The organism is Streptomyces sp. NPDC002825 (genome assembly GCF_040295385.1).
Taxonomy (GTDB): Bacteria; Actinomycetota; Actinomycetes; order Streptomycetales; family Streptomycetaceae; genus Streptomyces.
In genome coordinates this window covers 6,532-18,377 of sequence record NZ_JBEOVH010000060.1, presented here as the reverse complement: position 1 = coordinate 18,377, position 11,846 = coordinate 6,532, and the positions used below count along the sequence as shown (strand labels likewise).

9 protein-coding genes are annotated in these 11,846 nt (G+C 71.2%); 3 read left to right on the top strand and 6 right to left on the bottom strand.

Going from position 1 to position 11,846, the window contains the following annotated elements; translation table 11 throughout:
* Nucleotides 1-98: 98 nt before the first annotated feature.
* Entirely contained in the window at nt 99-500 is a 402-nt protein-coding gene (locus tag ABT041_RS38325) for a DUF5997 family protein (RefSeq protein WP_351193632.1), read from the bottom strand.
* Between the two features lie 64 nt (nt 501-564).
* Here ABT041_RS38325 and ABT041_RS38320 point away from each other — a divergent pair, with 64 nt between their 5' ends.
* Together ABT041_RS38320 and ABT041_RS38315 are read left to right on the top strand one after the other, a co-directional pair.
* On the top strand, nt 565-1,362 hold the full coding sequence (locus ABT041_RS38320; RefSeq protein WP_351193629.1) for a LysR family transcriptional regulator substrate-binding protein: 798 nt from the start codon (nt 565-567) through the stop codon (nt 1,360-1,362).
* Between the two features lie 137 nt (nt 1,363-1,499).
* The gene (locus ABT041_RS38315; RefSeq protein WP_351193626.1) at nt 1,500-2,078 is read left to right on the top strand and encodes a Type-2Aa cytolytic delta-endotoxin; all 579 of its coding nucleotides are present in this window, start codon (nt 1,500-1,502) and stop codon (nt 2,076-2,078) included.
* Between the two features lie 97 nt (nt 2,079-2,175).
* On the opposite strand, the gene ABT041_RS38310 is transcribed toward ABT041_RS38315, so the two are convergent.
* The 4 genes from ABT041_RS38310 to ABT041_RS38295 form a co-directional block, all read right to left on the bottom strand.
* A complete protein-coding gene (locus tag ABT041_RS38310; protein ID WP_351193624.1) occupies nt 2,176-3,837 on the bottom strand; it encodes an FAD-dependent oxidoreductase in 1,662 nt (553 codons plus the stop codon).
* Between the two features lie 47 nt (nt 3,838-3,884).
* Nucleotides 3,885-4,787: an AurF N-oxygenase family protein gene (locus tag ABT041_RS38305; protein ID WP_351193622.1), complete on the bottom strand. Its 903-nt coding sequence runs from the start codon at nt 4,785-4,787 to the stop codon at nt 3,885-3,887.
* A 200-nt stretch (nt 4,788-4,987) separates the two neighbouring features.
* Nucleotides 4,988-6,757: a S8 family serine peptidase gene (locus ABT041_RS38300; RefSeq protein ID WP_351193619.1), complete on the bottom strand. Its 1,770-nt coding sequence runs from the start codon at nt 6,755-6,757 to the stop codon at nt 4,988-4,990.
* A gap of 221 nt (nt 6,758-6,978) precedes the next feature.
* Nucleotides 6,979-9,957 carry a carbohydrate binding domain-containing protein gene (locus ABT041_RS38295; RefSeq protein WP_351193617.1) on the bottom strand — a complete coding sequence of 993 codons (2,979 nt, stop codon included), beginning with the start codon at nt 9,955-9,957 and terminating at the stop codon, nt 6,979-6,981.
* 214 nt (nt 9,958-10,171) lie between these two features.
* Here ABT041_RS38295 and ABT041_RS38290 point away from each other — a divergent pair, with 214 nt between their 5' ends.
* Complete coding sequence (locus ABT041_RS38290) at nt 10,172-10,540, top strand: YrdB family protein (protein WP_351193614.1); 369 nt, start codon at nt 10,172-10,174, stop codon at nt 10,538-10,540.
* 90 nt (nt 10,541-10,630) lie between these two features.
* Here ABT041_RS38290 and ABT041_RS38285 read toward each other — a convergent pair.
* Nucleotides 10,631-11,846 (bottom strand): PLL family lectin (locus ABT041_RS38285; protein WP_502976712.1); only part of this gene is annotated, 1,216 nt, incomplete at its 5' end.

The following is an 11,846-nucleotide window of genomic DNA, read 5'->3' as shown; positions in this document are numbered from 1 at the left end:
CACCCGGGGGGTCGGCCCCCCCCCGCGGGGCCCGCCCCCGGGCGGCCCCCGCCGCCAGCGCTTCGGTACGGACCGGCGTGGCGTCTGCCGGGTGAAGATCAGGCGCCCTGCTGCCGGCGGCGCGCCTTCTCCTCGTTGCGCTCCTTGATGCGGACGGTCTCCTTGCGGACCTCCGCCTGGGTGGCCCGCTCCTTCTGGAGCCACTCGGGGGACTCCTCACGGAGCGCCTGGATCTGCTCGGTGGTCAGCGGCTCGGTGATGCCGCCGCGCGCGAGACCGGCGATGGAGACGCCCAGTCGCGCCGCGACCACCGGGCGGGGGTGCGGACCGTTCTTGCGCAGCTCCTGGAGCCAGGCGGGGGGATTGGCCTGGAGCTCGTTGAGCTCGGTGCGCGAGACGACACCCTCCTGGAACTCTGCGGGGGTGGCCTCGAGGTACACACCCAGCTTCTTCGCCGCGGTCGCGGGCTTCATCGTCTGGGTGTTCTGGTGCGACGTCATGGTGTCAAGGGTATCGAGCATGCGGGCGAGCTCCGACCACGTCGGCTACCGGTAACCTGGCGGGGTGACAGGCTCGGACGCTTCCCCCGCAGAATCCCCCTCCTCCTTCCGGCTGGCCTACGTGCCGGGAGCGACACCCGCGAAGTGGGTGCGGATCTGGAACGAGCGCCTGCCCGACGTGCCCCTCACCCTCCACGCCGTGACCCCGGCCGAGGCCTTCGCCGTGCTCCGCGAGGGCGCCGCCGACGCGGGTCTCGTCCGGCTGCCCGTCGACCGGGACGACCTCAGCGCGATCCCGCTCTACACGGAGACGACGGTCGTCGTGATCCCCAAGGACCATCTGTTCGCGGCGGTGGAGGAGGTCTCCGCGGAGGACCTCGCCGACGAACTCGTCCTGCACCCCCTCGACGACACCCTCGGCTGGGAGCAGCCGCCCGGCCGCCCCGCCATGGAGCGCCCGGCGACGACCGCCGACGCGATCGAGCTGGTCGCCGCGGGCATCGGCGTGCTCGCCGTACCGCAGTCGCTGGCCCGGCTGCACCACCGCAAGGACCTCACCTACCGGACCCTGGTCGGCGTCCCGCAGTCGCGGGTGGCGCTGTCGTGGCCGGCGGCGGACGATGCGCCCGACCTGGTGGAGGAGTTCATCGGCATCGTCCGCGGCCGCACCGTGAACAGCACCCGGGGCCGCCGCGCCGAGGAGAAGAAGGGTCAGAAGCAGCCCAGGCAGCAGCGGGCCGCGAAGCCGGCACGGCAGGGGAAGCCGGGCGCGGGCTCCCGGACCGGCGGGAAGCCGGCCGCCTCCCGCAAGGGCGGTGCGGGCTCCGGCCGCAGCGGGAAGCCGCGCCGCGGCCGCGGCTGAACCGTCCGCACGGCCGGAAGCCGGACCGTCCGCACGGCGGACGCCCCGCGCCCGGCCTCCGGCGCCTCGGCATACTGACGCCTCCTGATCATCGAATCGATCACCGATTCGATCACCGAGATCATCCAGGAGGAGCTTTGGCCGCCAGTTTCAGGACCGTCGTCGAGGTGGGACCGGACCACCTCGACCAGGCCCGGTCCATCGACCGGGTGTTCCAGGAGGCGATCGCCCCGGCGACCGTCAACTTCGACTTCGAGGCGATCCACCGGGCGGCCTCGGCCGTCCCGGACAGCGACGTGGTGAAGATGGTCCGGGGCTGGGGGCTGCAGGAGCACGCCCCCGTCCTCGTCATGGTCCTCTCCCTCAAGGAGGCCGTCCGCCAGGCGCTGCCGCCGGAGTGCGCCGAGGCCCGCTTCTGGGCCACCGTCGAGCGGGAGCTCGTCCAGGCCTTCACCGGGCTCGCCGCGCAGGAGGGCCGGCCCGGACTCTCCTTCTACGAGGAGTCCGAGGACCGCACCCGCTTCTACCGGGACCTGTTCTTCGCCCTCCAGGACGAGGAGACCGGGGACCACATGTACGCCCTGGCCTTCTGCGTCGACGTGACCGTCGAGCTGCCGAAGGACCGGACCCTCGCGCTCGAACTGACCGACATCGTGCCCTTCGCGGTGCGGCTCAACGCGATCGTGGTCCGCCAGACCCTGGGCGTCTCGGTCTGACCGTACGAGCGACCGTACGACCGGCCCTCGCGGCCGACCCGTACCGGCTCCGTACCGGCCCGCCGTCCCGGGCCGGATCCCAGGAGCACACGACCACTCAGCCCGGCAGACGCAGCCGCCTGCCCCGCGCCGCCGCGACGAGCTCGGGCACCGTGGCGAGCTTGACCCGGGGACGCCCCGCGTCTCGGCCCCGCGCCCGCTCCGCCCGGTCGATGGAGGCGAGACCGCGCGCGTCGACGAGCCCCCGGCCGCTGCGGCTCTTCGCGAGCCGCCGGAACTCCTGGGACGTGCCCGTCGGCTTCGGCAGCACTCCGGCGACCGCGTCCGCGAGCAGCGTCCCGACCGTCTCCTCCGCGCACGCCCGGTTGGCCCCGATGCCCCCGGACGGCCCCCGCTTGATCCAGCCCACGACATAGCTGCCGGGCAGCCCCGCCACCCGCCCCGCCTCGTGCGGCACGGTGCCGGTCTCCTCGTCGAACGGCAGCCCCGCGAGCGGCACTCCGCGGTAGCCGACGGCCCGCACGAGCAGCCCCGCCCCGATCTCCGTACCGGACGCCGAACCGTCCTCCGTCACCCGCACCGCCCGCACGCGGCCGTCGCCGAGCGCCTCGACGGGGGCGGAGTGGAAGCGCAGCACGATCCTGCGCCGGTCCGAAGCGGGCGCCCGCTTCCAGTCCACCGTCTCCCGGGCGACGCCCCGCAGGAGTGCGGCCTTCGTCCCGGCCTCCGCCGCGTCGATCGCCGCACCGGTGCGCGGATCGGTGTCGTCGACGACCAGGTCGACGCCGGGCAGATGCTTCAGGGCGAGCAGTTCGGAGGTGGTGTACGCGGCGTCCTCGGGTCCCCGGCGGCCGAGCAGCACCACCTCGCGGACCCGTGCGTCGCGCAGGGCGGCGAGCGCGTGGTCGGCGATGTCCGTACGGGCCAGGGCGTCCGGGTCCGAGACGAGGACGCGGGCCACGTCGAGCGCCACGTTGCCGTTGCCGACCACGACGACCCGCTCGGCGGAGGGGCTCACCGCGTCCGCGCCGGTCTCGGGGTGCGCGTTGTACCAGGAGACGACGGAGGTCGCCGAGACGCTGCCCGGCAGGTCCTCGCCGGGGATGCCGAGCCGCCGGTCGGAGGGCGCGCCCACCGCGTAGACCACCGCGTCGTGGTGCGCGGCGAGTTCCCCGGCGGTGACGTCCCGGCCGATCTCGACGCCGAGCCGCATGCGGACCCGGGGGTGGGCGTGGAAGCGGGCGAAGGTCTCCCCGGCACCCTTGGTCGCCGGATGGTCCGGCGCAACGCCGTACCGGACGAGACCGCCGGCCACCGGCAGCCGGTCGATCAGCGTCACCTCGGCGTTGGTGTGCAGGAGCAGGTCCTCCGCGGCGTACATGCCGGCCGGTCCCGTACCGACGATCGCGACGCGGATCGGGGCGAGGTCGGAGGGGAGCGAGCGGGTGAAGACGGGTTCGCCCCAGGTGTGGAAGAGGGGCGAGGCCAGGACGGGAGCGGGCTCGCGTCCCGCGTAGTGGGCGGCGTTGATCGCCTCGTACTCCCGCAGGGGCTCGGGCAGCCGGTCGGCCGGGAAGATCGCGTCGACCGGGCAGGCGTCTGCGCAGGCGCCGCAGTCGATGCAGGACCTGGGGTCGATGTACAGCATCTCCGTCGTGCCGAAGTCCGGTTCGTCGGGCGTCGGGTGGATGCAGTTGACGGGACAGACGGCGACGCAGGTGGCGTCGTTGCAGCAGGTCTGGGTGATGGCGTAGGTCATGGCGTCGGCTCAGCTCGGATCCGGGGAGACGGGGAAAGGGGGGCCGGTCAGACGAGGTGCGCGCGCTGGTAGAAGAAGAGCGCGGGGCGGGTCAGCATCCCGACGTCCGCGAGGAACTCCATGAGGCCGGAGCAGCTGGCCCGGAGCCGCGCCTTGTAGTGCTCGTTGGCGGCGGCCTCGCGGCGGGCGCGCTCGGGGTCGAGGCCGGCCCGCACGTACACCTCAGGGTTCACCAGGCTGGTGATGATGTAGTACGCGGCGATCGCGACGACGAGCGCCTGGAAGTGGCGGCGCGCCCTGCTCGCGCGGGCGAGATGGCGGCGCGTCTCGTCCCGGGCGAACTTCATGTGCCGGGACTCCTCGACGACGTGGATGTTGTTGATGGTGCGGACGAAGGGGACGACCCGCTCGTCGCGCATCCAGTCGCGCTGCATGACGTCGAGCACCTCCTCGGCGACCAGGATCCCGGCGTAGGCGGCCTCGCCGAAGCCGACGGTCTTCATGAAGCGGCCGAGTTCCAGCACCGCTCGCCTGGGCTTGTAGGAGGGCGCGCCGAGCTTCTGGGAGCCACGGGCGAACATGATGGAGTGCCGGCACTCGTCGGCGATCTCGGTGAGGGCCCATTGGAACCGGGGGTCGGTGTGGTCCATGAGGTAGATGTCGCGCAGCACCATCTGCTGGAGGATCATCTCGAACCAGATGCCGGTGCTGGCCACCGAGGCCGACTCCTGCCGGGTCAGCTCCTTGCGCTGCTCCTCGGTCATCTCGTTCCAGTAGGCGGTCCCGTAGAGGCTGTTCCACTCCGGGCTCTGGCCGTGGAAGTCCTTGTCGAGGGGGGTGTCCCAGTCGACCTCGGTGGCGGGGTCGTACGAGAGCTTGGCGGCCGACAGGAGCAGCCGCGCGGCGACGTCGTGGTCTTCGTTGTCGGGGCGGACGGTGCTGCTGGCCATGGTGCGGCTCCTCGGGGTCGCGCGGGCGGCTCGGGGGCTTGTTAGACGGAGCGTCTAGCAAGCTTGTTAGACGGAACGTATAGCAAGGCCCCCGGGGAGGCCTACCCCTCGGTACGGACTTTCTTCCGCCGGGCTTACCGCGGGTACGCGAACGGGGCCGGAGCCATGGCGGCTCCGGCCCCGTCCGGGGGTGCGAGGGATCAGAAGGTGAGGTTCCAGGCGTCGATCCTGCCCGTGTCCTGGTTCGCGTTGTCGTTCACGCGGAGCTTCCAGACGCCGTTCGCGACCTCCGAGGAGGCGTCGACCGTGTACGTCTGGAGGATGTTGTCCGTGCTGCTGCCGGTGCGGTTGTGCAGGGTGTACACGGTGCCGTCCGGGGCCACCAGGTCGACCTTCAGGTCACCGATGTAGGTGTGCTTGATGTCGACGCCCACCTTGAGCGTGGCCGGGGCGTTGCCCGTCACGCCGCTGACCGTGATGGGGCTCTCGACCGTGGAGTTGTCCGCGATCGCGTAGTCGTTGAGGTTCTCGAAGTACGCGCCGGTCGGCGGGGTGGTGCTGCCCACGGCCTTCAGGGCGTCCACGCGGCCCTCGCCGAAGAAGCTGTTCTTCGCCGTGGTGCCGGTGCAGCGGGCGTCCGAGGGGCAGGCCAGGTCGGTGGCCTGCTCGCCGAGCTTCGCCCGGATGTCCGCCGGGGTGTACGTGGGGTTGGCGCTGGCGAGCAGCGCGGCGACGCCCGCCACGTGCGGGGAGGCCATCGAGGTGCCGCTCAGCGAGGCGTACTTGCCGCCGGGGACGGTGCTGTAGACGGACTCGCCGGGGGCCGAGACCTCGATGATGTTGCTGCCGTAGTTGGAGAACGACGCCTTGGACGTGCCGCTGGTGCCGTTCGCCGCGACCGTGACGACGCCCGGCAGCTCGGCCGGGATGTCGAGGCAGTCGCTGGTGAGGGTCCGGGTGACCGGCGTCGAGTCGTTCGGGCTCGACGAGTCGGTGGTCTTGTTGGCGAGGTCGACGTTGGAGTTGCCGGCCGCCGCGACCTGGAGCGAGCCCTTGCCCTCGGCGTAGGCCTGGGCGCGGCCCACGCCCTCCAGGATGGCCGCCTGGTCGAGGTCGTTCGGGCAGTTGAACTGCCACGGGTCCGTGTAGTAGCTGTTGTTGGTGACCTTGAAGCCGTGGTCACCGGCCCACACGAGGCCGCAGATGGTGTTCTCCGCGAAGAAGAGCGTGGTGCCGGGCTCGGCGATGCGCACCGAGGAGATCTTCACGCCCGGCGCGACGCCGATGGCGCCCTTGCCGTTCTTGGCGGCCGCGACCGTGCCGGCGACGTGGGTGCCGTGCTGGTCGACGTCGCGCCAGGCCCCGGCGCGGGTGTCCGCCTTGCCGTAGGCGCAGGAGACCGAGTCGGCGGCGTTGAAGTTCGGCGCCAGATCCTGGTGCTGGTCGTCGACGCCGGTGTCCAGGATGCCGACCTTGACCGTGGCGGAGCCCTGGTTGACGGCCCAGGCCTGGTCGGCCTTGATCTGGGTCATGTCCGAGCGGACGGGCTCCGTCGTGGGCGCGGCGGCCTGCGAGGGGTTGGCCGGGAGCGCCGGGTTGTAGGCGTCGGCGGGGACGTCGGAGGTACGGGTCGCGCCGACCTTCTGGACGCCGGAGACGCCGCGCATGGTGGCGGCGAAGGAGGCGGAGGTCGAGTGCGCGACGATCACGCCGATCGCGTCGTACGAGGCGAAGACCGAGCCGCCGTTGTTGGCGACGGCGGTGCGGACGGCGCTGGTGTCGCCCGGGGTCGTGATGACCAGGTAGGCGCGGGTGCCGGCGGCCCAGGCGGCCGTGGCCGCGGCGGTGTTCGACGGGGCGGTCGCGGTGAACGCCGCGAGCGGCTCGTTGTCGAGGGGGGCGGCCTGCGCGAGGGAGACGGGTCCCGCGAGCGCCAGGGTCGTACCGAGGGCCGTCGCCGCGAGTCTCATGCGGCCGGATATCTGGGAAAACAATGCGTCCTCCGAAGGCCCGGTGGCGCGGGTGGCGCCGGCCGGGCCGTGTGTTGTGTGGGGTGGACGCAAGATCGCAGACAAACGGGGCGGAAGGAAGTCTTCTGTCCGACAAGCCCGTTCGTGTAACAAAATCTTGACTTGAACATGGCGACGAGAGGGCGATTTCCGTTCCTTCGCCCCCTCGCCGGGCCTTGCTCCTACTTCAGGTACGGTCCGGCCGTGCCGATCCTGCCGGGGCCGTTCAGGACGTACACCCGCAGGTTGCCCTTGCCGGGGGCGGCGAGGGAGAGGGTGCCGTCGGCGACCGTGCGGACGTCGCCGGTGACGGCGTCGGTGTACGTGCCGTTCGGGATGCCCGTGAACGTGGCGCCGCCCGAGACGGTGACGAGGGCGAAGCTGTCCGTCGAGCCGCTGGTGTAGCGGCGCTTGAACGCCATGCCGCCCGAGACGCCCTCGGTGGAGTACTGGCCCATCTGGAGCGCGGGGACCGCCCGGCGGATCTGGTTGAGCCGCTGGACGTGCCTGACCAGGGGCTGGGCGAGGGTGGTCGCGACCTGGCCGCTCGCCGAGGAGACCTGGGAGAAGTCGGAGGCCGTGACGGAGCCGGCGACGTGCTCGCCGAAGTAGGCGCGGCCGGTGGTCGCGAGCGGACAGGTCGGCCCGCAGTCGATCTTCTGACCCTTCTGGAACTCGATCTCGGAGCCGTAGTACAGCGTCGGGATGCCGCGGAAGGTCCACATCAGGGACATGTTCTCGGCCCAGGCGTCGGTGCCGCCCGCGTACCGCTCGCTCGACTTGTTGGGACCGTAGTCGTGGCTGTCGACGTAGACGACGTTGTAGGTGGCGTCGTTGTAACTGTCGTCGGAGTCCTTGCCGTTGGAGAAGGCGTTCTGCGCGTCACCGAAGTTCATGTGCATGCGCATGTCGATGACGTTCATGCCGGAGAAGCGGCTGTGGTCCGGGGTGTGGTAGCTGTTCCCGTCCAGGAAGGCGTTGGTGGAGGTGGGCTGGTTGCCGGTGCCCTGCTGCTGCTCGTAGTCGTACATCTCCAGGGCGGCCTTGGCGTCGTCGGCGTCGTACTCCTTGCGCTCCTTCCAGGTGTAGAACTGCGCGGAGTGGTTGACCGAGCCGCGGTTCCACTTGTCGTTGACGAAGGCGGCGACCTCGCCGAAGACGAAGAAGTTCGCGGCCGCCCCGGCGCCGTGGCGCTGGGTGACCCGTTCCTGGATGGCGGGCAGGAAGCGGCGGTTCCAGGTGGTGCGCGGGATGTGCACGGCCGTGTCGACGCGGAACCCGTCGACGCCCATGTCGATGTACTTGTCGTACGCGCCGATCAGGTAGTTCTGCACGGTCGCGTTCTCCGTGTCGAAGTCCGCCAGGTCCTCGTGCAGCCAGCAGGAACGCGCGTCCTCGCCCTCCCAGTTGCCGATCCAGCACTGGTGGTAGAGCTCCTCGGGGAACATGCCCGAAGTGGGGCTCGGCCACTGGCAGTTGTAGACCGTGTAGCCCTCGGCGCTCTTCCCGCCGGTCGGCTTGCCCCAGTTCACGCAGGTGTTGCCGGCGGGCTCCGCCGTCGACCACAGGTCGCCGTTGTAGTACGACTTGCCGCTCTTCGCGTCGACGGTCAGGCCGTCGTACTCGAAGCCGGGCTGCCCCTCGTCGTAGTACCAGCTCCACTGGCTGTCCCGGACGCCGTACACGGTCGGGACGAAGAGGCCCTTGGCGCCCCAGCGGGAGGAGTGGTTGTAGACGACGTCCTGGTAGATCTTCATGCCCTTGGCGTGGGCGGCGTCGATCAGGTCCTGGTAGGAGGCGCCGGCGGACTCCAGGCGCGGATCGACCCGGTAGAAGTCCCAGCCGTGGTAGCCGTGGTAGTCGTAGTCCGAGCGGTTGAGGACCACGGGGGTGACCCAGATCGCCGAGAAGCCGAGTCCCTTGACGTAGTCGAGCTTCTGGATGAGGCCCTTGAAGTCGCCCCGGAACATGGGGTCGTCGTTGGCCGCGTTGCCCGACTTGACGTGCTGGCTGCCGCCCCGGTTGTTCGACGGGTCGCCGTCGTTGAAGCGGGCGGTGAGGACGAAGTAGATCGGGTCCTTGCGCGGGTCGGTGCCGAGCGGCTTCCCGGCCGCTGGCGTGGCCGGCCGGTCGCCGGTGGTGGCGGTCGCGGGGGCCGAGGCGGCGGAGACGTTCCCGGCGGCGTCCACGGCCCTCACCGTGTAGGTGTACGCGGTCCGTTCGGCGAGGTTCGTGTCGGAGAACACCGTGGAGCCGACGTCGGTCACGACCGTGCCGCCGGTGCCGCCGGTACGGGTGACCTGGTACTTCGTGACGCCCCGGTCGTCGGCGGCCGGGTCCCAGGTGAGCAGTACGGAGACGCCGTCGGCTGCCGCGGTCAACCGGGCCGGGGCGGTGGGGGCCTGGGTGTCGGGCGGGGTCGCGGCGCACGGGTCGGCGGCGTTCGCCGTCACCACCCGGTTGCGCACGGTGGAGACGCCCGTGCCGATCGTGTAGTCGGAGCCGCCGTTGTTGTCCCAGGTGCCGTTGCCGTTGTTGAACGCGGCCTTGAGGGATGCGGCCGACCCGAGGTCGATCTCCCGCTTCCACCAGCCCGCGCAGGCCGTCTGCATGCCGACGCCCGGGACGGCGGTCCAGGCGCCGCCCGCGGGCTGGTAGTGGATGTTGGCGGTTGACCAGCCGAGCGCCTCGGTGGAGTAGTAGACCGTCGCCTTCGCGGCGGGGGCGGGCGTGGTGTCCCCGCAGGGGTCGGAGTGGGCGACGACCCCGTCCCTGACGGTGATGGCGCCCGTTCCCAGGGCGTAGTTGCGGCCGCCGTTGTTGTCCCAGGTGCCGGTGCCGTTGTTGAAGGTGGCCTGGAGTCCGGCGGCCGTGCCGAGGCTGACGGTCTTCTTCACCCAGTCCGTACAGGCGGGCTCCATGGCGACGCCGGGGACCGTGGTCCAGGCGCCGCCGTCCGGGGCGTAGTGCAGGTTGTAGGCGGCCCAGTTCTTCGTCTTCGTCCAGTAGAAGACCGTCGCCGTGTTCTCGGCGGTCGCCGCGGCAGGGGCGGTCCTGGGTGACGGGTCGTCGGGTGGCGCGGCGAGCAGGCCGAGGAGGCCGGCGGCCACGGCCAGGACGGCCACCGGGCGTCCGGGCGGCGGGAGGGGGGTGCGGCTCATCTGCTTCTCCAGGCGGAGGCGCGTTCCGTACGGGCCGGTGGGAGGGACGGGGATCGGCGCCGTTGGAAACACTGTCGGAAAGTTTCTGAAACAACTTGCGTCGGGCGGAAGTTACCGCCGCCGGTGCCGGAGGTAAAGACTTCTGGCGGAAGCGGTTTCTATACTCGGGCGGTCGCGGGCGGTCGCACGCGTGATCGACGTCGAGGGGTGTCCGATGAAACTGCCCGCGCCGCTGCACGTACTGAACGAAGGCCTGGCGTTCCTGCTCGAACTCGCCGCGCTGGCCGTGCTGGCCTGGTGGGGATGGGAGAGCGCGGAGAACACGGCGCTCCGGCTGCTGCTCGCGCTCGCCGCACCGGCCGTCGCGGCCGTCGTCTGGGGCCTGTTCGCCGCGCCCAGAGCGCGGTTCCGGGTGCCGCTCGCGGGTGTACTCGCCGTGAAGGCGCTGGTGTTCGGCGCGGCGACACTCGCGCTCCTCGGCGTCGACCGGCCGGCCTGGGCGATCGCCTTCGCCGCCGTGACGCTCGTCAACACCGCCCTGGCGACCGCGGACCGGCGGGCGGCGATGCACCGCGGCGCCTGATCGACCCTGAACGGGGAGCAGGCGCCCGGCTGGGAAGACCCGGCCGGGCGCCGAGACGGCCTGTGTGACGGGTGAGGCTCCTCCCCTCCGTCAGCTGACGTGCCAGTCGTAGAGGACCTCGTAGGACCCTCCGAACTGCTCCACCTTCTGGGCGAGTTGGCGCTCCACGGAAGCGTGGCGCGCGAACTGCTCCGGACCGTCGACATGCAGCGTGAGCGGGATCGGCGTGAAGGACTCGTCCGCCAGTCCGGACCTGATCTTCTCGTTCACCGCGTCGAAGACGTCGCCGGCGAGCGCGCCGATCGCCCCGGCGACGAGAGGCCCGGCGATGACCGCCCCGGTCGTGCTCACGGCCTTCACGACGGCATCTCTGATCTGGGTGCCGAAGGCACCGTAGAGCGTGTCGAACCCGTTCCTCAGGTCGCCGTCGTCGTGCTCGATCACCAGCAGGGTGGTCGTGTACGACCGGGGCCACGGGCCGGGCCGGTCGATGTCGAACTCCATGAGCACGTGCGGACGGTCGCGCCAGGGATCGCGCACCTCGTCGCTGGACACGTCACCGACCTCGCCGCCCCTCACGACATCGGCGCCGTACGTCCCGTCCGGCCGTGCCACGACCGATGCCGAGTCCAGGCCGAGCGCGGAGACGTACACCTCGTCGTCACCGCCCTGCAGGAGGTCGTCCGTCGACTCCTTCTCGATGAAGTACCGCAGCCGGAACTGCAGGGTGCGGTGGTGCCAGTACGTCGACCACACGCGGTGGTCGAAGCCCAGGACGAAGAGGTCGATGTGGTTGTCCCGGCGGGACACGGCCGTCACGCGCTGCCCCTTGTCGAAGGCCGCCTGTCCCGGCACCGCGAACCAGTCGGCGGCCCAGCCGGTCTCGGCGCTCCAGAAGGTCGTCCAGACGTGGCTGTCGTTCCCCACGACGTACAGGTCCAGGTGCCCGGGGACCCGGGAGGACGCCGTGATGGGGCGGCCCTTTTCGAAGACGGCCCGTCCCGGTACGGCGAACCAGTCCGCGTTCCAGCCGCCGCCGGCGCTCCAGTAGGTCGTCCAGACGTGGCTGTCGTTGCCCATGAGGAACAGGTCGAGACGATCCCTGTCGCGGGACACGGCCGTCACCGGCTGCTTGTCGAAGACGGCTGCTCCGGGGATGGGCATCCAGTCCGGGTTCCATCCGGCCTGTGCGCTCCAGAACTGCGACCAGGCCCGGTTGTCGTTGCCCACCACGAACAGATCGAGGTGGTCGGCGTCCCGCGCCACGGCCGCGACCGGCTGCTTGTCGAAGACGGCTGCTCCGGGG